This is a genomic window from Nocardia brasiliensis ATCC 700358 (assembly GCF_000250675.2).
GTDB classification, from domain to species: Bacteria; Actinomycetota; Actinomycetes; order Mycobacteriales; family Mycobacteriaceae; genus Nocardia; species Nocardia brasiliensis_B.
The window spans coordinates 2,921,490-2,942,523 of the sequence record NC_018681.1 but is presented as its reverse complement, the minus strand read 5'-3'; the positions used below and the strand labels follow the sequence as shown (position 1 = coordinate 2,942,523).

Here is a 21,034-nt window from a genome sequence, read left to right as displayed (position 1 = left end):
GTTATCCGGCAGTTCCGGCGGGATCGACGCCAACCGCGCGCTCGGCCGGGGCAGGTGGTTGCGCGGCGGGCACTCGCTCGGCGGCAGTGGGCGGCGCGGGAACTCGCTCAGCCCCACTGGGCGGCACCGGCACTCGCGCGGTCTCACCGGGCGGCACCGGCACTCGCGCGGTCTCAGCAGGCGGCACCGGCACTCGCTCGGTCTCACCGGGCGGCACCGGCACTCGCACGGTCTCACCGGGCGGCACCGGCACTCGCGCGGTCTCAGCAGGCGGCACCGGCACTCGCTCCGCCGCGGCAGGTTGCGCGGGAACTTGTTCGGCTCCGGCGGGCGGCGCGGGAACTTGTTCGGGTGCAGGCGGTTCCGGCTCCGGCAGCTGCTGCTCGATCTGCACGACGGCCAGATACTTGCTGTGCGTTTCGATCGGGATGACGCCGAAAACCCACGGACGCTTCACCTCCACGGGACTGCCGCTGCGCTGTTGGAGCCGCACCCATTTCCGCACCGCCTTGCGCTCCGCGCGGTAACGGCGTCGCTGCGCCCCGCGCTCGATCGGCACGCCGTGCGCGCGTTCGAGCTGCTCGATGATCGCGCATTCGTTGCGGCGCTTGCGATGTCGCGGAATGTCCAGCAGCGTCAGCGGGACGAAAAGCACGACGGTCACCGCGAGCGGCAGCGCGTTCGCCTGCCAGTGGCCGCCTTTGTCGCCGCTCACCGTCGTCGCGAAAAGCCCTGCGATGCAATACAGCAGCCAGAACAGCGTGGGCAACAGAAACCACGGGTGCAGCCATTCGCTCGGCAGCGGACGTTCCGCGCCGCGGAAGGCGCGCGGGTCCCGGCCGTAGAGCCGCATCAGCGGACCCACCCGGCGGCGACCCTCGTCGGACCAGGAGTCGGCGAGCGCGTCGGCGGCGTCGCGCATCGCCTTGCCCGCCCACCAGTTGGAGAACAGGCAGGACGCGTTGCTCAGCGCGCCCGCGATGCAGATGATGATGAGCGCCCCGGTCAGTACCGCGGGCCCGGCGAAGCGGTCCCGGTTCGCGGACAGAATGGCCGCGCCGCCGATCAGGAAACCGTTGAGCGTCATCAACCAGGACATCCGATGACCGATGATGTCGTGCTCGAACTTGACCCGGTCCGCGAAGACCTCGACCAGCGTCGTCTCGAGCTCGATGCTCGCCGCGGGATTGTCCGGAGGCTCAGCTGCTGCCATGTCCGCGAACCACCAAACTGCCTAGATCGGGAAGTAATTCGGGCGACAGCGGGGCGACGAGTGTCATGATCAACGCCCGGACCTCGGCCCGGGCCAGATACCCCGCCAGCACTCGATGAGACGAGTCTAGAAGAAGCAACTCGTCCGCGACCCGGTATGTCGGCAGCAGCAGCACGAATGGCTCGGTCGACGCTTCGAGCTGCGCACGGAACGCGGCGACCCGCTCCTGCCGGGCCCGCGGCCACGAATCATGCAATGCCGCAGCCTCGCGCACCGTCAGCGCGGTCGCGCCCGGCTCGAACCAGTCGGCCGGGCGGCCCGCCGCGTCGACGTGCCACACGGTGCGCAGCTCGCCCAGCGCGGCCCAACCGACGGTCACCTGCTGGGTCACCGGCACATTCAGCTCCGCGAGCGCACGCCAGTCGAGCTGCGCACGGATGCTGCCGGAGAAGAGCCGGGCGAAGTCGTCGAAGTCGGTCACCCGGTCTAGTTCACCAGATCCGGCGGGTCCGCGGCAGTGATCGCCCTCCGCGCGCTCCGCATCCGCGCGAAAGGTCCCGTGCGCCGGACCGTCCGACTACCGGCTGTTAAGCGAACTAGCCGGTTCGCCTTAAGTCCGCGGATCTACCGTCACGGCGTGCTCGAAGGAGGGGGTCCAGTGACGGACACGGAGGTGCGCGGCCCGGCCGAGTCGGCGGATGCGCAGACCGCTGCAACGGCGGAGACGGTCCCACGCGGTGCGACAGAGACCGTCGCGCCCGGTGCAACGGAGACGGCGGTACTCGGTTCAGCGGAGACCGTCGCACCCACTTCAGCAGAGACGGCGGCACTCGCTCTAGCCGAGGCCGTGCCAGCCGCTACCGCAGCCGCAGCCGCAGCCGCAGCCGCAGCCGCGACGACGCCCGCTACAGCACAGGCCGCGGCACCCGCTACAGCGGACGCGGCCACACCCACTCCAGCAGACGCGGCCACACCCACTTCAGCAGACGCGGCCACACCCACTCCAGCAGACGCGGCCACACCCACTCCAGCAGACGCGGCGACACCCGCTACCACGGACGCAGCGACACCCGGTACAGCGCAGGCCATGGCACGCGCTACAGCGGACACGACGGCACCCACTCCAGCACAGGCCGTGGCGCTCAGTGCAGCGAAGGCGGCGGCACACGCTTCAGCAGAGACCGTGCCACCCGCTACAGCGGACGCGGCGGCACTCGATACAGCAGCAGCGGCAGCACCCACTTCCGCAGAAGCGGCAGCACATGCCGCGGCACTCGGCGCGGCGGAGGCCGGACCGGGACGGTGGCGGTTGCCGACGCGTATCGGATTCCGGTTCGGTGTCGCCTATTTCGGTTTGTTCGGCCTGGCGGGACTGGTTGGGCTGATGCCGATTCTGTTGGCGGGCTTGGGGATCGATGCGGGGTGGGGCTCGGTGCTGAATATCCTGCGGTTGGTCCGCCCGCCGATCGAGTGGACGGCCACGCAGGTGCTCGGCCTGCGGGTGGTCAGCACTCAGGTGGGCAGCGACAGCGCGTTCCAGTGGACGGCGCTGTTTCTCCTGGTCGTCATCGCGGCGGTGGTCACGGCGGTGTGGTCGGTGCTGGATCGGCGCCGACTCGCTTACGACCGGCTGTTCGCCTGGGTGCAGCTGTATCTGCGGTTCGTGCTCGCGCTCGCGATGTTCTATTTCGGGATGGCGAAGGCGATTCCGACGCAGATGCCGTTCGTGCTGAATCGGTTGGTGCAGCCCTTCGGCGATTTCAGTCCGGCCGGTGTGCTGTGGGCGCAGGTCAGCGTGTCGCAACCGTACGAAATCGCCCTGGGCGTCGCGGAATTGCTGGCCGGTGTGTTGCTGGTGATACCGCGCGCCAGGGCCGCCGGCGCGCTGCTGTGCGCCGTGGACATGACCCAGGTGCTGCTGCTGAACCTGACCTACGACATCCGCCTGAAGTCGGTGTCGGCACAGCTCCTGCTGCTGAGCCTGTTCCTGCTCGCACCGCACGCACGCCGCTTGTTCGTGGTGCTGTTCTCCGAGCGCGCCGCGCCCGCGATCCGGCGAATTCCGTTGTTCGGCACCGCAAGAGCCAATCGCATCGCGCTGGTGGCGCAGCTGACGGTCGGCCTGCTCCTGCTCACGGTGACCGGCGTGCAGAACTGGCGACAGTGGGCGAACCCGGTGCCGGAGCTGTACGGCATCTACCAGGTGGACGGATTCTCGTCGGAGGGTTATGCCCGCGATCCCCTGCTGACCGACGAATTGCGTTGGCGCCGAGTCGTTGTCGACCGCCCGTTCCATGTCTCCGACCCGGTGGTGGTCACCATCCAGCACATGGACGATTCGTTCGAGGTGTACGGCGGCACCATCGACGCGAAGCGCCACTTCATCGACCTACGCCATCGAATCACCGTGGGCACCTTCGAGGAAACACCGGTGCGCGTGCGCCTCAGCTACTGGTGGCCGAGGAACGGCCGGATGGTAATCGACGCCGACGACTATGCGGGCCACCGCATCCACGCCTGGCTCACCCGCCTCGACCCGAAGTCTTTCCCGCTGCTGGAACGCGGCTTCAGCTGGGTCCAGGAACAGCCCTACAACCGCTGAACACGCTACTGCGCGTAGCGAACACGGGAATTGGCGTAGAGGCAGATGGCGGCCGCGGTGGCCAGGTTCAGGCTCTCCGCGCGGCCGCGGATGGGAATGCGCAGGCGATGGTCGGCGCGGCGGGCGACCGCGGGGTCGAGACCGTGCGCCTCGTTGCCGAACAGCCAGGCCACCGGGCGGGTGAACAGCTCGTCGGCGTCGTCCAGATCGACCTCACCGTGCGCGGCCGTCGCCAGGATCGTGATGCCCGCTCCGGCAAGGGCATCCAGCGTCTCACCGATATCGCGGTGCCGGGCGATCGGCACATGGAACAGGCTGCCCGCACTGGCGCGCACACATTTGCCGTTGTGCGGATCGACCGAATCACCGGCCAGCACAACGCCGTCCGCGCCCACCGAGTCGGCGACCCGGATCAGCGTGCCCGCGTTGCCCGGTTCGGCCATCTCGACCGGCACGGCAAGCATCCGCGGCGCGGTGCCGAGCACCTCGGCCAGCGGCACGTCGAGCAGCTCACAGACCGCGACCAGCCCCGGGGCGGTGACGGTTTCGCCGAGTTGCGCGGCCGCGCGGTCGCTGACCAGCGTGGTGCGCACGCCGGTCGCGGCGGCGCCGGCAACCAGCTCGTGTTCCCGGGCCGCGGCGCCCGCGGAGTAGAACAGTTCCCGCACCCGCCCGGTATCCAGCGCCGCGGCAACGGAATTGGCGCCCTCGACCAGGAACAGCCCGGTCTTGCGCCGCTGCGCGCCGCGCTGCAGTTTGACAGCGGAAACGACCCGCGGATTGCGCTCGGAGAGCGCGTCCACGGGTCGTTCCGAAAGGTGTCCGCTGGTCAACGTCAGCTTATGCAGCCGGCGCGTTGACGTCCTGCGGCAGAGCGGCCTTGGCGACGGCGACGAGACCGGCGAACGCCTCGGCGTCGGAGACGGCGAGCTCGGCGAGGATCTTGCGATCCACCTCGACACCCGCGGCCTTCAGGCCCTGGATGAAACGGTTGTAGGTGATGTCGTTCAAGCGCGCCGCGGCGTTGATGCGGGCGATCCACAGCTTGCGGAAGTCACCCTTGCGCGCCCGGCGGTCCCGGTAGGCGTAGGTGAGCGAGTGCAGCTGCTGTTCCTTGGCCTTGCGGTACAGCCGCGAACGCTGGCCGCGGTAGCCCTTGGAGGCCTCGAGGATGGAACGACGCTTCTTCTGAGCGTTGACGGCCCTTTTGACGCGTGCCATGGGTCAGTCCTGTCGATCTAGGGGGCGCATGCGGGGCACCCGGGGGTTGGTCGGTGGGTCGGCGTCCGGAATCCGGAACGCGGTCTGCTGCTACGAACCGGTCTCAGAGACCGAGCAGCCTCTTCACGCGCGGGACGTCGACGGACGCGACGGCCTCCGTGCCATCCAGACGACGAGTCCGGCGGGTCGACTTGTGCTCCAGGAGGTGGCGGCGGTTGGCCTGCTGGCGCAGCAGCTTGCCCTTACCGGACACCTTGAATCGCTTCGAGGCACCGCTGTGGCTCTTCATCTTCGGCATGGATTCCTCTAATCTGTCTCGTCCCGGCGGTCCTTGCGGACCGCCGGCTCTTATCGGTCTTACTGCGGCGGGGCGGCCTGCTCGGCCGGAGCCGCGGCGGGCGCGCTGTCTGCGGGCTCGGCGCTCTGCTGCGCAGCGGGCTGCTGCGGTCGCGGGGCCGAGGACTCCTGCTGGGCTTTCACCCGCGTCTTCGCACCCTTGTGCGGGGCGAGGACCATAGTCATGTTGCGACCGTCCTGCTTGGCCGAGGTCTCGACGAACCCCAGGTCCGCCACGTCCGCGGCGAGCCGCTGCAACAGCCGGTAACCCAGTTCGGGCCTGGACTGCTCGCGACCACGGAACATGATGGTCACCTTGACCTTCGACCCGGCCTCGAGGAAGCGCATCACGTGGCCCCTCTTGGTCGCATAGTCGTGGTCGTCGATCTTCGGGCGGAGCTTCTGCTCCTTGATCACGGTCTGCACCTGGTTCTTCCGAGACTCGCGCGCCTTCTGCGCCGTCTCGTACTTGAACTTGCCGTAGTCCATGATCTTGCAGACCGGCGGACGTGCATCCGGAGCGACCTCGACGAGATCGAGATCTGCCTCCATGGCGACGCGTAGTGCATCTTCAACACGCACGATCCCAACCTGCTCGCCGCTGGGTCCGATGAGCCGGACCTCGGGAACACGGATGCGATCGTTGATGCGGGTCTCAGTGCTGATGGGGCCTCCTAGGTCAAGCGGTGTCGTCAAGACGACCGCACGCAATAACTGCAACCCCTTTTCAACACGAAAGCCCCGGTGCGGTATTCCGCAACGGGGCCCGAGTCGACCGGTCGACCGCACGCGAATACGCGCGTTCGGTCTCGCACGCGCGGCTCTCCTGAGAGAACCCCCGCACAAGAAACCCGCCTCCGGGGAGGCGGGTGACCGGACCGTTTGACCTGACGATCGCTCGTCGGCAACGGTGGGAGTCGGGCTCCACTTATCAGCCCCGGGCTCGAAATCTTGGTAGAAGACACAACCTGGGGCGGTCGTCAGCGGAAAGTCTAACATTCCGTTCGGCTATCGCCGAATCGGGTCCCCGACCGCGCGCCGAGCTCGGCCGATGGCCGCGCGCATCGGGCGGCCGAACCACCCCACTAGGGTCACCAGTATGACTGATGAGCTCGACGACGCCGTGCGCGAACTGGCCGACATCCCCGCGGTGGAGGTGATCAGCCGGGCCGCCGTGATGCTGATGAGTTCGGCGGCGGAGAAGCTCGGGCTCGCGGACGAGGATCCGGAGAACAGCGCGCGACGCGATCTGGACGAGGCACGCCGGGTGATCACCGCACTGGCCGGACTGGTCACCGCGTCGGTGGAGTACCTCGGGCCGCACGCGGGACCGATCCGGGACGGTCTGCAGTCCCTGCAGCGCGCGTTCCGGGAGGCGTCGGCGCACCCGGACGAGCCGGGCAAGGGCCCGGGCGAGAAGTACACGGGACCGGTCTACTGAGCCGGGTCGACGAACAGCCGCGCGGCGCTGAGCAGTTCAGCGCTCGCGGCGCACACGTGACAGAAAAATTTCCCGTCGGGAAATTTTGCCCACCGGGCAGGTTTTTGCTCTAGACTCGTGCCATGGCCGAGGAATTGAGTCTGCGCGAACGCAAGAAGCTCGACACCCGTCGCGCCTTGAGCGACGCCGCGCTGCATCTGGCGTTCGAGCACGGCCTGGAGAACGTGACGCGAGAAGACATCGCGTCCCGGGCCGGGGTGTCGATCCGCACCTTCAACAACTACTTCGCCGGCAAACACGAGGCCCTGGCCTACCGCAATGTCGACCGAATCCGGCGCAGTCTCACCGAGTTTCGCGATCGTCCCGCCGATGAGCCGCTCTGGACCGCGATCACCGAGGCCATCGTCGCACCGTTCATCGCCGACGGCATCCGCGATACGCCGCCGACCAAGGCCCAGCTGGCGGCGGTCCGCACGATGGTCGAACTATCGAAGACGCATGTGGCGATCAGCAAGGAACTCGTCGACGAGTGGGTCGCGGCCATCGCGCAACGTACCGGAACTGATCCCGCGCGCGATATGTATCCACACCTGGTGACCGGCGTACTCATCGCCGTCATGCAGTCCGCCGCCGTGGCGTATGTGCACGCCGATCCGCCCGTGGTCATCACCACCCTGCTCCGGCGCGGCTTCGGTGACGTGGCCGCCGGACTACCCGAACCTTCCGGTCGCTGACCGGCACAACACCGCAGAGTTCCAGACACGAAGAGGGGTCTATTCGTCATGCCCGAAAACTCTTACGACGTAGTCATTTCCGGTGCCGGACCGAACGGCTTGCTGCTGGCGGGGGAACTCGCGCTCGCCGGAATCCGTCCGGTCCTGCTCGACCAGCTGCCCGGGCCGAGCAACGAACCGAAGGCCAACGGCCTTGTCGGCCAAGTGGTTCGGCTGATGGACATGCGCGGACTGTACGACGAATCCGGCGCGGCGCCGCAGCCGGCGCTCGGGTACATGTTCAGCGGGCTACCCCTGTCGTTCGCCGACATGCCGGACAAGGTCCTGTACGGAAAGATCATCTCGCAGCCGAAAGTCGCTCGGCAGCTCGAGAAATGGGTGCTCGGGCTCGGCGTGGACCTGCGCTGGGGACACCGGCTCACCGAGCTGACACCTTACGACGGCGGTGTCGGGATCACGGTGAACGGGCCCGCAGGCGACTACCACCTCGACACCACCTACCTGGTCGGCGCCGACGGCGGCAAGAGTTTCGTCCGCAAACAGCTCGGCATCGGGTTCCCGGGCAGCACCAACACCGACGACATCGCGCGGCTGGCGCACGTCTGGCTGCCCAATGAGCTGCGCACCGCCGACGGCGCACTCGACATCCCCGGATTCGGGCGTATCGAATTCGGGCACAACAGATTCGACAACGGCGGCGTGATCTACGGCGAGCTGGAGCCGGGCCGGACCCTGTTGGCGACGAAAGAGAGCGGCGGTGGGTCGGCGCCCGCGGACACCCCGATGTCCATCGCGGAACTACGCGCGAGCCTGCGGCGGATCCTCGGCGTCGACGTGCCGATCGAAGCGCCCCGCTCCCCCGGCCCGAACGCGTTGCGGCGCATCGACAATCAGAACACCCGGCAAGCCGAGCGGTACCGGGAGGGGAACGTCTTCCTGGTCGGCGACGCCGCACACGTGCATTCGGCGATGGGGGGACCCGGGCTGAACCTCGGCATGCAGGACGCCGCCAACCTCGGCTGGAAGCTGGCCGCGCAGATAAACGGCTGGGCCCCAGCCGGATTGCTCGACACCTATCACACCGAGCGTCACCCCGCCGGGCTCCGCGTCATGATGAGTTCACTCGCCCAATCCGCGCTGTTCGCACCGGGACCGGAGGTGGGGGCGCTGCGCGAACTGTTCGGTGAGCTGCTCGAGCTGCCGGGCAACGCCGCCCACATCGCCCGGCTGATGGCCGGTGCGGACATCCGTTACGACACCGGCGACCACCACCCCCTCTCCGGTTACCTCGTCCCGGAGTTCACCGTCGAAACCGCAACGGGCACAGTCCGAGTAGCCGAACTACTCCGCAAAGCCCGCCCGATCCTGCTCACCCTCGGCGGAGACGGATCCTTCGACGAGGTAGCGGCCCCGTGGCGCGACCGCGTCGACCTCGTCCCCGCCACCGGCCCCAACGCCCCCGCCACCGCACTCCTGATCCGCCCGGACGGGTACGTCGCCTGGGCCACGAACACGGCGACACAATCCGACGCGGCCCACCTCGGCACCGCTCTGACCCGCTGGTTCGGCACCCCGAACCCATGAGAACGCACGCAGTGTGCGGCACACCCCACCGACCCGCCGCACACCAGTCGCGCTCGCGCACATGGCAACCGCTCCCACGCCGCAGTCCCGCCACCCATCCGTCGAACGCACGGGAAGTCGACGCCGCGCGCACCAGTTCACACGGCGCGCACCAGTTCACACGGCGCGCACCAGTTCACACGGCGCGCACCAGTTCACACGGCGCGCACCAGTTCACACGGCGCGCACCAGTTCACACGGCGCGCACCAGTTCACACGGCGCGCACCAGTTCACACGGCGCGCACCAGTTCACACGGCGCGCACCAGTTCACACGGCGCGCACCAGTTCACACGGCGCGCACCAGTTCACACGGCGCGCACCAGTTCGCGCGGCGCGCACCAGTTCGCGCGGCGCGCACCAGTTCGCGCGGCGCGCACCAGTTCGCGCGGCGCGCGCGGATTCGTTGACGAATCCGTGCGCGCGGTGACAAAACGTGCGCGGGGTGACGAAACGTGCGCGGGGCTCGGGGTCAGGTGGTGAGGAAGTCGGCGACGGTGGCGGTTTGGTTGAGGATGGCGTGGCCGGTTTCGGGGAGGACGTGGACGGTGGCGTGGGGGACGCAGCGGCGGATGCGGTTGGCGGTGGCCGCGGAGTCGAGCATCACGTCGCGGGCGCCGACGATCACCAGGAGGGGCATGGTGAGGGTGCGTAGTTGGTCGTCGGAGAAGATCGGCAGCCGTTCGGTGCGCGGGTTGAAGGTGGCGAAGGTGAATACCACGTGGTCGAGGGCGGCGTCGGTCTCCGGCGAGTGCAGCCCCGTCACGAGGCGGGCGGTCCGGCGCACACCCCAACTGCCGAACATGCGCAGGAACAACGCTTTCGGCAACCATCCCATCGTCTGCTTGCCGATCCCGCTGGGGCACAACAGCGCCAGCTTGGTCACCCGCCCCGGCCTGCGGGTCACGTAATCCAGCGCGAACCACCCGCCGAGCGACGACGCCACCAACGAGAACTGTTCGATACCAATGGCTTCGAACACGTCATCGAGCCACAGCGCGTACGCCTCGGAGCCGAGCTGCGGCCGCACCGGCGCACTACCGCCGGGTTCGCCGATGATATCGACCGCGTAGACCCGGAAATCCGTTGCCCACGTGGCGATATCACCGAGCCACATGGTCGCGTTCGCACCCGAACCGTGCAGCAGCACCAGCGGCGGCGCGTCCGGCGGACCGGAGACCACGACGAAGGTCTCCCCCGCCCGGGTCGGAATCCGCAGTTCTTCGGCCGGAACCGGCCAGGCCGTCAACGCTTCTCGATAACGCTGCTGAATCGCGGCCGCGCCGCGCTCGGTCTTGTAGATCGTGGTCATTTCCCCACCTCTGTCGTGCGATGACTCGTCATGCGGCGAGCACCGCTTCCATGTATTCGAGCAGCCGTGCCGTATCGGCCAGACCGCCGAGGACGATGACCTTCATCCGCGCCCGTTCCGCGTCGTAGACCGTCTCGACCCGTAACCGCTGGTCGCCCGGCCCGCGATGCGCGGCCGCACCCATGACGAGCGAGGTGAGCCGGTCGGCGGTCGCGGCATCGACCGCGTCCACCTCGACGATGCTCGACACCTCGCTGTGCCGTTGCCACCCAACGGTTTCCCGCAGCGGTGCGGGCACCGGACGGCCGGTGAACGCCTCCAGGTCGGCCGCCGAGATGCGGTACTGCTTGCCGATCCGGACCGCGGTGAGCCGCCCGTCGCGCACGTAGTTGCGGATGGTGCGCACATGCAGGCCCAAACGCTCGGCGACCTGCTCGACGGAATAGAAGGCATCAGGCACAGAACTACCTTAAACAACCCTTTAATAGTGCGCAATAGGGATGTTTAGGGCGTGATAGGGAACATCCCAGCGAACAGCAACAGGCCCCGGTGGCAGAGAACCACCGGGGCCTGAGTCAGCGAGCCGCTACTTGATGAGTCCGCCCTTGTAGGCGTTGTCCTTCCCGCGTTGCTGCGTGCCCGCCTTCGTGGCCGTGCCGCCACCGAGCGGGTTGTCGCTGAACGCGTAGGTGGCGATCGAATAGGCGATGCCGCCGGTGTTCACGGCCAGCGCCTTGTCGCTGATGTTCTTCGTGGTGTCACAGGCACCGTGGTAGCAGGCGTCATAGGGCTTGCCCGCTTCGCCGCCGAACATCTTCTGTTCTTCGGGTGTCTTGACGCCCTCCGCGCCGGTGAACAGGCCACCCGCCGCGATCCCGACCGCGATGAACGGGCCGTAATCGGAGCGACCGTCGAACGGCGTCGGCACGTGCGGCAACCGCAGCATGTCGAAGTAGCGTTCGAAGGTCTTCTCGATCTCGGCCGAACCCGGGGTGCCTTCGCTACCGTCGTAGATCTTGTAGGCGAAGTTCGGCGAGCCGATCATGTCGAAGTTGAGGTAGAGCGCGATCTTGGCGCGATCGGCCTCGGACAGGTTCGCGACATAGTGCTCCGAGCCCAGCAGCCCGAGTTCCTCCGCACCCCACCAGGCGAAGCGGACCTTGTTCTTCGGCGGGAACTTGGCCATCTGCAACGCGACCTCGAGGATTCCGGCGCTGCCGGAACCGTTGTCGTTGATGCCCGGGCCGGCCAGCACCGAATCCAGGTGCGCGCCGGCCATGACGACCTTGTCGGCCTTGCCCTGCTTGCTCTCGGCCAGCACGTTCGAGGTCGAACGGACCTTGCTCTCGGTGTCGGTCTTGAGCCGCACCACCGTGTCGGCGGGCGAGGCGAGATCCTCGCCGACGGCGAAGCTGGCGCCGACCACCGGGATGGTGAAGCCGGGCCCGCCCAGGGTGCCCGCGAAGGCGTCGGTGCGGCCGGGCTGGCCCTCGTTGAAGATGATCACGCCGGCCGCGCCCGCGGTCTGCGCGTTGCGGGCCTTGTCGGCGAATGGGCAGGTGCCGCGTTGCAGCAGCGCGATATTGCCCGCGGTGAAGTTCGCGAAGTCCGCGGCTTCACAGCCGGAGGTCGAGCTCGGCTCCGGCGTCGGCGGCAACGTCAAATCGACGGCTTGGACCTTCGCGTTCACGTCGCCCGACCCCGAATAGGTCAGCGTGACGAAGTCGCCGAGCGCACTGCCGCCGGGCGGAGTCGGCTTGTAGGTCTTGGCATCCGGAGAGACCTGGTTAAGCACCGCGGTCGATTTCTCTTGGAAGAACGGGAAGTCGAACTTCTGCACCGTCACCTGGTAGCCCGCACCGCGCAGTTTCTTGACGACATAATCGCGAGAAGCGTCGAAGCCGGGAGTGCCCGCGGCGCGAGTACCGCCGTTGGCGTCGGCGATCTTCTGGAACTCCGCCAAGTGGCGTTTGATGTTGGGCGCCTGGACCGAATCGGCCAGTTGTCGTTCGGGCGGCGCGGGTTCGGCGTTCGCCGATCCCATCAACACGAGTGACAGAGCGAGCGGCAGCGCGGTAGCGGTCGCGAGAACTCGACCGGTATTGGCGCGGTTGAAGATACGGGGCATGTCGGTTCCTCCAAGGGACGGATGAATCCCGGTGGTCGGAGGTTAGGGCGATATGTCGCGCTACCGGAAACCCCAGTTGCGAACTGGGGAACCGTTTTCCCCAGCTGTGCCGTGATAGAAATATGTACCCAAACCGACGGTGAATACCAGGATTCCGTAGATCGAATGCTCGACCGACGCGGTGTACAGCGACTGCGTCCGCTGATATCGGATGGCGAATATCGCGCCACCCGCGGCGCTCAGCGCCACCGATATCCAACTACCGAACATGATGTGTACATACGCGAAAGCCGCGGCACTCGCGAGGACCATCCCGGCGCCATTGCCGAAGACCGGTGCGTACCGGTGGAACAGGAATGATCGAAAGATCAATTCCTGCGGATAGACGCTGACCGCCGGATACAGCACCAGCACCGCCAGCCACAGCCGCGGATTACGCCGGGGAAGATCGAACAGATTGTTCCGCTGCAGCAGCGCCGCGAGGCCGGTGAGCGCCACCGCGCTCGTCCCCGCCAGTTTCGCCATCGATCGCCCCTCGCCGCGCAGCGCATCCGCCCGCCACAGCGCCCCGCGATCGAATTCCGCCTGCCGCCGCAGATACCTCGTCGCCACCGCGGCCGCGCCGACCAGGCCCGGAATCGGACTGGTCCCGCGCAGATACCTGCTGTACAAGGCCGCTCCACCGAAGAACAGCCCTGCATACTCCGCCGTCAAATACGCCCGCCGCCACCGCCGCACCCGCACGCCCCCAGCCTAAGCACCACCGGGGGGATCTGCACTAGTTGCAGGGTCCGCCTAGCCTCAGTGCCCCGGTCGGGGCAACGGTGCGGGTTCGCCGTCGCCGCTCAGGCGAGGATGCGGGTGAGGGTGCGGCGGCCGAGGCGGCTCATGGGTGGATTGCTCTCGACGTAGTACCAGACGAGGCCCATGGCTTGCTGGAAGGCCCAGGCTCGGCCGCGGTGCCATTCGAGGTCGTCGGTATCGAGGTGGGCGCGCAGGATTCGGCGAGGGGTGGGTTCGAGCAGGTGCCAGGCGCTGACCAGGTCGAGGGCCGGGTCTGCGGGGGCGAGGCCGCCGACATCGATGACGCCGGTGAGACGGCCGTCGGCGACGAGCACGTTGCCCGGGATGAGGTCGCAGTGGTTCATCACGTCTGGTGTTGTGCCGCGCGGTAATTCGCGCATCTGCGCCCAGAGGCGGCGGAGGGCGGGCACGTCGAGCAGGTCGGTGCTGCGCTCGAAACAAGTCTGCATCCAGGCGTCGTGGGTGTGCAGCTCGCCGCCGCGGCCGCGCCCGGCGAAGGTACGGCCGCGGGTGTCGATGGCGCGTACGCCGCGAATGAACTCGGCTAGATCGCAAGCGAATTCGACGGAACCGCCGGGATCCGCGATGGTGGCGACCGTCCCGCTCAGCCAGGTCTGCACCGCCCACGGCAGTGGATACCCCGCCCCGGGCTCGCCGATCGCCACCGGCTCAGGTGTGCGAAAACGAGTGCGACCGAACAATTCCCGCGCGGCCGCCGCCTCGTCCTGCAGCGAGCGCCGTACAGACTCGACATCCCTGGCGCGCAACGGGAACCGCGCCGCGAACCGATCCCCGATCCGGAAGAGCGCATTCTCCGTACCAGCGGAAGCGACCGCCCGGATCGGCAGATCACGCCAAGCGGGGAACTGCTCGTCGACCAGCGCCCGCACCGTCTCGAGCGAGACGGCCAGTTGATCGGCATGCATCGTCACCTCCGCAGCCTGACAAACCGTCACCCGCACCCACAAGCGATTTCCCTAGCACGCAGCCCTCTCGCCGCTACCCGCCCGCGCGGCTCCGGACCACAATCGACGCGACCATCAGCAGCACAACATGTGACCACAGGACCGCGTGACGACGGACCACCGGACCACACGGTGCAGCAGCACGACCGTGCCGCACCACGACCCTGAACATGTGTTTTCCGCCCACAGAAGCTTCGACTTGACCTTGCCCCTAGGGCAAGGTTCGAGGATAGTTTCCATGAACAGCAACGCACTGAACGACATCGCGACTCAGATCAGCGAACAGGCCGCCGGCTTCTGCGAGACCAACCTCGTTCCCGGCTTCGTCGCCGGTGTCTATCGAGCCGGGGAGCAGGTTGTCGTGGCGCACGGCACGGCGAATGCCCGGACCGGCGCGCCGATGCTCGAGCACACCGGATTCCTTTTCGGCTCGGTCACCAAGGTGCTCACCACCACGCTGGTGCTGCAGCAGGTCGAGCGCGGCACCCTCGATCTCGACGCGCCGGTGGTGCGGTACCTGCCCGAATTCGCGCTGAACGCGCCGGGCGCGGCGGACAAGATCCTGGTGCGGCACCTGCTCTCGCACACCAACGGCATCGACGCGGACCTGTACTTTCCCGACGCGAAAGGCAGTGCCGCACTGCGCACTTACGTCGCGGGCCTGGCCGAGGGCAGCGGCGTCCTGTTCGAGCCGGGCGAGCAGCTCAGCTATTCGAACGGCGGCATGATCGTCGCGGGCCGGCTGCTCGAAGTGGTGACCGGCCTGTCCTTCCACGCGCTGCTCGAGCGCGATATCTACGGCCCGGTCGGCATGGGCGATGCCGGCACCTCGGCCGAACAGGCCATCCTGCGCAGCACCGCCGTCGGCCACTTCCCGAACCCGGAGACCATGACCGCCGAACCCACCGGCATGTTCACGCTGCCCGACACCTGGGGTCCGGCGGGCGGCACACCGATCGGCACCGTCGCCGACCTGCTCGCGTTCGGCCGCACCCACCTCGCGGACGGGGTGTCGCCCGCCGGGGCTCGCGTCCTGTCGGCCGATTCGGTCGCCCTGATGCAGCAGGTTTCGCACGACATGGGGACGCCGAACGTGCCGCCGATGGGCATGGGCTGGGTGCGATACCCGTTCGGCGACACCACGGTGCTCGCCATGTCGGGCGCCTCGCCCGGCGGCGTTTCGCTGCTGTGCGTGGTGCCCGAACACGATCTGGTCTTCGCCGCGTTCGGCAACAGCTCGGACGCGATCATGCTGCAGGATCAGCTGCTGCAGTGGCTGCTGCGCACGCAGCTCGGCGTCGAGATTCCCACGCTGGTCACCGAATTCGCGGAGGACGTCGACCTCACCCCGTACGTCGGCACCTACCGTTCCGACCAGCTCCGGATCGAGGTCGGCATCGTCGACGGTCAACTCGAGGAACGGATGACCTACGAGCCCGCCGACGAATCGCAGGAGCGGATCTTCACCGAGTTCGTGGGTGGCACGACCGCGGCCCCGCCGCAGCGGTACGTGGCGATCCGGCCCGGCCTGTTCGCCCCGGCCGGCTACCCGCTGGAGACGTTCGACGGCTACCTGCGCCTCCTGCTGGTCTCGTTCCACGATATTCAAGACGGCCGGGCCCGTTTCCGCAACGGCGGCGGCCGGCTCACCCGCCGAGCCTGACCGTCGCGGCCAGGCGGTACGACGAGTGGAAGGATGACCCGCATGATCACGATCGGCCGGCTCGCGGACTTCGCCGGGGTGAGCACCAAGGCCATCCGCCACTATCACGAGCGCGGTCTGCTCCCCGAACCCGACCGCGACTCGTCCGGCTACCGGCGCTACACCGCCCAGGACGCGATCGATCTCGTCAAGATCAGGACCATGGCCGAGGCGGGCGTCCCGCTGGCCCGCGTCAAGAACCTGCTCGACGCCGACCCCGAGACGCTCGCCGCCGCGATCGCCGAGATCGACCGCGACGTCCGCAAGCGGATGACCCAGCTGCGCCGCACTCGCGAGCACCTCGCCCAATTACGCGGCGGCGACCGGCTTTTCGTCTCCCCCGAGGTCGCCGACTTCCTCGATGAACTCCGCGAGCTCGGTGCCAGTGCCCGCCAAATCCAACTCGAACGCGACGGCTGGATTCTTTTGCAGACCGCCAGCCCCGCGGACGCGGCGTTCTGGTTGGCCGAAAAGCGTGAACTGCTCGCGGTTCCCGAGTTCCGCGCCCTCTACCTGGCGCACGACGCCGCGTTCCACTGGTCCCCCGATGACCCGCGCCTGCCAGCTCTCGCCGAGCGCAGCCGCACCTGGTTCACGACCTACCACAGCCGCTCCGAGAACCGGCCGGTCCAAAACCCGGCCATCGCCCGCCTGGCCGCCCAATCCCAACCCGGCGCTACCTCCCCCGCCTGGGACCGCCTCGCCCAACTCATGCGGAGCTGATCGCATGAACCGGCCCCCGGACGGACAGATCCGGGGACCGGCTACGCGTGATCAGCGCAGGGCGGCGGCTTTGCGCGAAAGGCGTTTGGTCGCGGCCTTGGCGGCCGCTTGGGCTTCGCTCGGCTTGTCGGGGGTGGCCTTTGTTGCTTTGGTGGCAGGGGCCTTCTTGGCGGAAGCCTTTGTCGCCGAAGCTTTTTTGGCCGGAGCCTTTTTGGCGGGCTTGGTGGCGGGGGGTGCGGCCAGGGCTTCGCGGAGGAACTGTCCGGTGTAGCTTTCCGTCACGGCGGCAACGTCTTCGGGGGTGCCTTCGGCAACCACGGTGCCACCACCGGAACCGCCCTCGGGGCCCATGTCGATGATCCAGTCGGAGGTCTTGATCACGTCCAGGTTGTGTTCGATGACGATGACCGTGTTGCCCTTATCGACCAGACCGTTGATCACCTTGAGCAGCTTGCGGATGTCCTCGAAATGCAGGCCGGTGGTGGGCTCGTCGAGAATGTAGACGGTGCGCCCGGTGGACCGCTTCTGCAATTCGGCCGACAGCTTGACGCGCTGTGCCTCACCGCCGGACAGGGTGGGCGCGCTCTGGCCGAGCCGGACGTACCCGAGGCCGACATCCACCAGCGTCTTCAGATACCGGTGGATCGAGCTGATCGGTTCGAAGAACTCCGCGCCCTCCTCGATGGACATGTCGAGGACCTCGGCGATGGTCTTGCCCTTGTAGTGCACCTCGAGGGTTTCCCGGTTGTAGCGCGCACCGTGGCAGACCTCGCACGGGACGTACACGTCGGGCAGGAAGTTCATCTCGATCTTCAGGGTGCCGTCGCCGGAGCATGCCTCACAGCGACCGCCCTTGACGTTGAACGAGAATCGGCCCGGCTGGTAGCCGCGCACCTTCGCCTCGGTGGTGGACGCGAACAGCGTGCGGATCTTGTCGAACACGCCCGTGTAGGTGGCCGGATTCGAGCGCGGGGTGCGGCCGATCGGCGACTGGTCGACCTGGACGAGCTTGTCCAGGTTGTCCAGGCCGTTGATCCTGGTGTGCCGGCCCGGCACCTGCCGCGCGCCGTTGAGCTTGTTCGCGAGCACCGTCGCCAGGATGTCGTTGACCAGCGTCGACTTACCGGAGCCGGAGACACCGGTGACCGCGGTGAGCACGCCGAGCGGGAAGCTGACGTCGATGCCGCGCAGGTTGTGCTCGGTCGCGCCGACCACGGTGAGCTGGCGCTTCTTGCTGATCGGGCGGCGCACCATCGGCACCTCGATCCGCTCCCGGCCGGAAAGGTATGCGCCGGTGAGCGATTCGGGATCGGTGAGCAGTTCCTGGTACGGCCCGCTGTGCACCACGCGGCCGCCGTGCTCGCCGGCCAGCGGGCCGATGTCGACCACCCAGTCCGAGGCCCGGATCGTGTCCTCGTCGTGCTCGACGACGATCAGGGTGTTGCCGAGATTGCGCAGCCGGGTGAGGGTTTCGATGAGCCGTCGATTGTCCCGCTGGTGCAGGCCGATGGACGGCTCGTCGAGCACGTAGAGCACACCGACCAGCCCCGACCCGATCTGGGTCGCGAGCCGGATCCGCTGCGCCTCACCACCGGACAGCGTCGCGGCGGCCCGCGACAGAGACAGGTATTCCAGGCCGACGTCGAGCAGGAACCCCAGCCGCGCCTGCACCTCCTTGAGCACCTGCCCGGCGATCGCGGCCTCGCGTTCGCCCAGCGTGAGCGAGTTCAGGAACGCGGAGCAGTCGCCGATGGACAGATCGCTGACGTCGGCGATGGACTTGTGGTCGCCGCCCGCGCTGATGGTGACCGCGAGGATCTCCGGGCGCAGCCGGGCCCCGTCACAGACCGGGCACGGCACGTCGCGCATGTACCCGTCGTAGTGCTCCTTCATCTGCTCGGACTCGGTGCTCTCCATGCGCCGCTGTAAGAACGGCATCACGCCTTCGAAATCGGCGTAGTACGAACGCTTCCGGCCGTAGCGGTTGGTGTAGGAGACGTGCACCTGATCGGAGCTGCCCTCCAGCACCGCCTTGCGCGCCTTGAGCGGCAGATCTTCCCAGGCCGTGTCCATCGAGAAGCCGATGGACTCGGCGAGCCCGGACAGCAGGCGGGTGAAGTACTCGGCGGTCTGGCCGCGCGACCACGGGGCGATCGCACCCTCGTTCAGGCTGAGCGCCGGGTCGGGCACGACCAGTTCGGGATCGACCTCTTTGCGGATGCCGAGACCGGTGCAGTCGGGGCAGGCGCCGTAGGGCGAGTTGAACGAGAACGACCGCGGTTCCAGGTCTTCGATATCGAGGGCGTGCCCGTTCGGGCAGGCCAGGCGCTCGGAGAAGCGGCGCTCCCGATCGTGCGCGTGCTCGTCGCGATCGACGAAGTCGAGCACCACGATGCCGTCGGCCAGGCGCAGCGCGGTCTCGATCGAATCGGTGAGGCGCTGTTTGGAATTCGGCTTCACCGCGAGCCGGTCGACCACGACCTCGACGTCGTGCTTCTCCTGCTTCTTCAGCTTCGGCGGGTCGGTGAGCGGATACACCACACCGTCGACCCGCACGCGCGAATAGCCCTGACTGTTCAGCTGGTCGAACAGGTCGACGAATTCGCCCTTGCGGGTACGCACCACCGGGGCGAGCACCTGGAACTTGATGCCCTCCGCCATGGCGAGCACCTGGTCGACGATCTGCTGCGGGGTCTGTTTGGCGATCAGTTCGCCGCAGACCGGGCAGTGCGGGGTGCCCGCGCGGGCGTACAGCAGACGCAGGTAGTCGTACACCTCGGTGATGGTGCCGACGGTCGACCGCGGGTTGCGGTTGGTGGACTTCTGGTCGATCGACACCGCGGGCGAGAGGCCCTCGATGAAGTCGACGTCGGGCTTGTCCATCTGCCCGAGGAACTGCCGCGCGTAGGCCGACAGCGACTCCACGTAGCGCCGCTGTCCCTCGGCGAAGATCGTGTCGAACGCCAGGCTCGATTTCCCGGAGCCGGACAATCCGGTGAACACGATGAGACTGTCGCGGGGCAGATCGAGGTCGACCCCCTTCAGGTTGTGCTCCCGAGCTCCGCGCACAGTGAGGCGTTCCGCCACCTGGTGAATCCCTTCTCGATCGTGTTCGGGTGAACCGACAAAACGGCGTCCAGACCTATCCCGCCGCCATGCTAGGCGTGCCCACCGACAAGTTTCGCTCGCGCGGCTCGCGCGGGATAGTGCGGCGGGGTCACGGCCGCGTCAGCTGCGGGGATGCGCGGGCAACGCACCGGAACTCGACGGGTACGACAGCACGCACACCCGCGATATCGCGATCCGCGGCTCGTACTCCGACACAGGTCACCGGCGATGCCGCCGACCCCCTCCGGAACACCCGGCCCCAGCAAACCCATCGTACGCAGCTTCGCCACCTCCCCGCCGCCGGGCCATAGCTCGACCGCAGCGCCGGTGAGCCGGACCACGCCGGTGCGTAATCCGCTGCGCCGGATACCTCTTCGCGGCGATCCGGCCTGCGCGCGGGCGGACCCGGCTAATTTGAGCAGGGCATGCGGGGATCGATCGGGCTCGCGAGGTCGAGGAACCGAGACGGCAGGGCGGCAGGAGGGTTGCGTGATCACCGTTTTCCTGGTGGACGACCACGAGATCGTCCGGCGTGGCCTGATCGACCTGCTCGACAGCGACCCGGAACTGCGGGTGATCGGCGAGGCCGGTGACGTGGCGCAGGCGCTGGCCCGGATCCCGGCGCTACGCCCCGATGTCGCCGTGCTCGATGTGCGGCTACCCGACGGCAACGGCATCGAGCTGTGCCGCGACCTGCTGGCCGAGATCGAGGGGCTGCGCTGCCTGATCCTCACCTCCTACACCGACGAGCAGGCGATGCTCGACGCGATCCTGGCGGGCGCGGGCGGCTACGTGGTGAAGAACATCAAGGGCATGGAATTGGCCGCGGCGATCAAGGCAGTCGGCGCAGGCCGCTCACTGCTGGACAATCGCGCGGCCGCCGCACTGCGGGCGCGACTGCGGGCGGGCACCGCGGAAGACGGCGCGCTGGCGGGGCTCACCGAGCAGGAACGCAGGCTGCTCGCACTGCTCGGCGAGGGACTCACCAACCGGCAGATCGCCGCCCGCATGTTCCTGGCCGAGAAGACCGTGAAGAACTACGTGTCCCGGCTGCTCGCCAAACTCGGCATGGAGCGCCGGACCCAGGCGGCGGTGCTGGCCAGCAAGCTCGGCGAACGCTGAA

General features: G+C 67.9%; 19 protein-coding genes. 7 read left to right on the top strand and 12 right to left on the bottom strand.

Annotation, left to right across the window (positions count from 1 at the left end; all coding sequences use genetic code 11):
• Position 1: 1 nt before the first annotated feature.
• Positions 2-1,213 carry a hypothetical protein gene (locus O3I_RS45510; protein WP_014983436.1) on the bottom strand — a complete coding sequence of 404 codons (1,212 nt, stop codon included), beginning with the start codon at positions 1,211-1,213 and terminating at the stop codon, positions 2-4.
• Positions 1,200-1,694 carry a hypothetical protein gene (locus O3I_RS13260; protein WP_014983435.1) on the bottom strand — a complete coding sequence of 165 codons (495 nt, stop codon included), beginning with the start codon at positions 1,692-1,694 and terminating at the stop codon, positions 1,200-1,202. Before O3I_RS13260 ends, O3I_RS45510 begins: the two co-directional genes overlap by 14 nt.
• An 828-nt stretch (positions 1,695-2,522) precedes the next feature.
• Here O3I_RS13260 and O3I_RS13255 point away from each other — a divergent pair.
• Positions 2,523-3,815, top strand: a complete 1,293-nt coding sequence (locus O3I_RS13255; RefSeq protein ID WP_014983434.1) for a hypothetical protein — start codon at positions 2,523-2,525, stop codon at positions 3,813-3,815.
• A 5-nt stretch (positions 3,816-3,820) separates the two neighbouring features.
• Here O3I_RS13255 and O3I_RS13250 read toward each other — a convergent pair whose 3' ends face one another.
• The 4 genes from O3I_RS13250 to infC form a co-directional block, all read right to left on the bottom strand.
• Positions 3,821-4,618, bottom strand: a complete 798-nt coding sequence (locus O3I_RS13250; protein WP_014983433.1) for a TrmH family RNA methyltransferase — start codon at positions 4,616-4,618, stop codon at positions 3,821-3,823.
• Between the two features lie 37 nt (positions 4,619-4,655).
• Positions 4,656-5,036: a 50S ribosomal protein L20 gene (rplT, locus tag O3I_RS13245; protein ID WP_014983432.1), complete on the bottom strand. Its 381-nt coding sequence runs from the start codon at positions 5,034-5,036 to the stop codon at positions 4,656-4,658.
• Positions 5,037-5,139: 103 nt separating this feature from the next.
• Positions 5,140-5,334 carry a 50S ribosomal protein L35 gene (gene rpmI / locus O3I_RS13240; RefSeq protein WP_014983431.1) on the bottom strand — a complete coding sequence of 65 codons (195 nt, stop codon included), beginning with the start codon at positions 5,332-5,334 and terminating at the stop codon, positions 5,140-5,142.
• Positions 5,335-5,393: 59 nt separating this feature from the next.
• Entirely contained in the window at positions 5,394-6,092 is a 699-nt protein-coding gene (gene infC, locus O3I_RS13235; RefSeq protein WP_014983430.1) for a translation initiation factor IF-3, read from the bottom strand.
• A 379-nt stretch (positions 6,093-6,471) separates the two neighbouring features.
• Here infC and O3I_RS13230 point away from each other — a divergent pair, with 379 nt between their 5' ends.
• The 3 genes from O3I_RS13230 to O3I_RS13220 all read left to right on the top strand — a co-directional run bounded on the left by O3I_RS13230 (position 6,472) and on the right by O3I_RS13220 (position 9,131).
• Positions 6,472-6,813, top strand: a complete 342-nt coding sequence (locus O3I_RS13230) for a DUF1844 domain-containing protein (protein ID WP_014983429.1) — start codon at positions 6,472-6,474, stop codon at positions 6,811-6,813.
• A gap of 122 nt (positions 6,814-6,935) precedes the next feature.
• Entirely contained in the window at positions 6,936-7,547 is a 612-nt protein-coding gene (locus tag O3I_RS13225) for a TetR/AcrR family transcriptional regulator (RefSeq protein WP_014983428.1), read from the top strand.
• A gap of 48 nt (positions 7,548-7,595) precedes the next feature.
• Entirely contained in the window at positions 7,596-9,131 is a 1,536-nt protein-coding gene (locus tag O3I_RS13220) for an FAD-dependent monooxygenase (protein ID WP_014983427.1), read from the top strand.
• 510 nt (positions 9,132-9,641) lie between these two features.
• Here the strand turns inward: O3I_RS13220 and O3I_RS13215 are convergent.
• The 5 genes from O3I_RS13215 to O3I_RS13195 form a co-directional block, all read right to left on the bottom strand.
• Positions 9,642-10,481: an alpha/beta fold hydrolase gene (locus O3I_RS13215; protein ID WP_014983426.1), complete on the bottom strand. Its 840-nt coding sequence runs from the start codon at positions 10,479-10,481 to the stop codon at positions 9,642-9,644.
• Between the two features lie 28 nt (positions 10,482-10,509).
• Positions 10,510-10,941: a helix-turn-helix domain-containing protein gene (locus tag O3I_RS13210; protein ID WP_014983425.1), complete on the bottom strand. Its 432-nt coding sequence runs from the start codon at positions 10,939-10,941 to the stop codon at positions 10,510-10,512.
• Between the two features lie 126 nt (positions 10,942-11,067).
• The gene (locus O3I_RS13205) at positions 11,068-12,609 is read right to left on the bottom strand and encodes a M28 family metallopeptidase (RefSeq protein WP_014983424.1); all 1,542 of its coding nucleotides are present in this window, start codon (positions 12,607-12,609) and stop codon (positions 11,068-11,070) included.
• 60 nt (positions 12,610-12,669) lie between these two features.
• Complete coding sequence (locus tag O3I_RS13200) at positions 12,670-13,281, bottom strand: CPBP family intramembrane glutamic endopeptidase (RefSeq protein WP_237748292.1); 612 nt, start codon at positions 13,279-13,281, stop codon at positions 12,670-12,672.
• Between the two features lie 173 nt (positions 13,282-13,454).
• A complete protein-coding gene (locus O3I_RS13195) occupies positions 13,455-14,339 on the bottom strand; it encodes an aminoglycoside phosphotransferase family protein (protein WP_014983422.1) in 885 nt (294 codons plus the stop codon).
• 277 nt (positions 14,340-14,616) lie between these two features.
• Here O3I_RS13195 and O3I_RS13190 point away from each other — a divergent pair, with 277 nt between their 5' ends.
• A complete protein-coding gene (locus tag O3I_RS13190; RefSeq protein ID WP_014983421.1) occupies positions 14,617-16,041 on the top strand; it encodes a serine hydrolase domain-containing protein in 1,425 nt (474 codons plus the stop codon).
• A gap of 42 nt (positions 16,042-16,083) precedes the next feature.
• Complete coding sequence (locus O3I_RS13185; RefSeq protein ID WP_014983420.1) at positions 16,084-16,803, top strand: MerR family transcriptional regulator; 720 nt, start codon at positions 16,084-16,086, stop codon at positions 16,801-16,803.
• 51 nt (positions 16,804-16,854) lie between these two features.
• Here the strand turns inward: O3I_RS13185 and uvrA are convergent, their stop codons facing one another.
• Positions 16,855-19,890: an excinuclease ABC subunit UvrA gene (gene uvrA / locus O3I_RS13180; RefSeq protein WP_014983419.1), complete on the bottom strand. Its 3,036-nt coding sequence runs from the start codon at positions 19,888-19,890 to the stop codon at positions 16,855-16,857.
• A 510-nt stretch (positions 19,891-20,400) separates the two neighbouring features.
• Between uvrA and O3I_RS13175 the strand changes: the two genes are divergently transcribed.
• Positions 20,401-21,033: a response regulator gene (locus O3I_RS13175; protein WP_014983418.1), complete on the top strand. Its 633-nt coding sequence runs from the start codon at positions 20,401-20,403 to the stop codon at positions 21,031-21,033.
• The last annotated feature ends 1 nt before the right edge of the window (position 21,034 follow it).

Bases quoted from the DNA above. Each gene is read 5' to 3' on its own strand.
- O3I_RS45510 (WP_014983436.1), bottom strand. From the start codon at position 1,213: ATGGCAGCAGCTGAGCCTCCGGACAATCCCGCGGCGAGCATCGAGCTC.
- rplT (WP_014983432.1), bottom strand. From the start codon at position 5,036: ATGGCACGCGTCAAAAGGGCCGTCAACGCTCAGAAGAAGCGTCGTTCC.
- rpmI (WP_014983431.1), bottom strand. From the start codon at position 5,334: ATGCCGAAGATGAAGAGCCACAGCGGTGCCTCGAAGCGATTCAAGGTG.
- O3I_RS13230 (WP_014983429.1), top strand. From the start codon at position 6,472: ATGACTGATGAGCTCGACGACGCCGTGCGCGAACTGGCCGACATCCCC.
- O3I_RS13225 (WP_014983428.1), top strand. From the start codon at position 6,936: ATGGCCGAGGAATTGAGTCTGCGCGAACGCAAGAAGCTCGACACCCGT.
- O3I_RS13220 (WP_014983427.1), top strand. From the start codon at position 7,596: ATGCCCGAAAACTCTTACGACGTAGTCATTTCCGGTGCCGGACCGAAC.
- O3I_RS13215 (WP_014983426.1), bottom strand. From the start codon at position 10,481: ATGACCACGATCTACAAGACCGAGCGCGGCGCGGCCGCGATTCAGCAG.
- O3I_RS13205 (WP_014983424.1), bottom strand. From the start codon at position 12,609: ATGCCCCGTATCTTCAACCGCGCCAATACCGGTCGAGTTCTCGCGACC.
- O3I_RS13195 (WP_014983422.1), bottom strand. From the start codon at position 14,339: ATGCATGCCGATCAACTGGCCGTCTCGCTCGAGACGGTGCGGGCGCTG.
- O3I_RS13190 (WP_014983421.1), top strand. From the start codon at position 14,617: ATGAACAGCAACGCACTGAACGACATCGCGACTCAGATCAGCGAACAG.
- O3I_RS13185 (WP_014983420.1), top strand. From the start codon at position 16,084: ATGATCACGATCGGCCGGCTCGCGGACTTCGCCGGGGTGAGCACCAAG.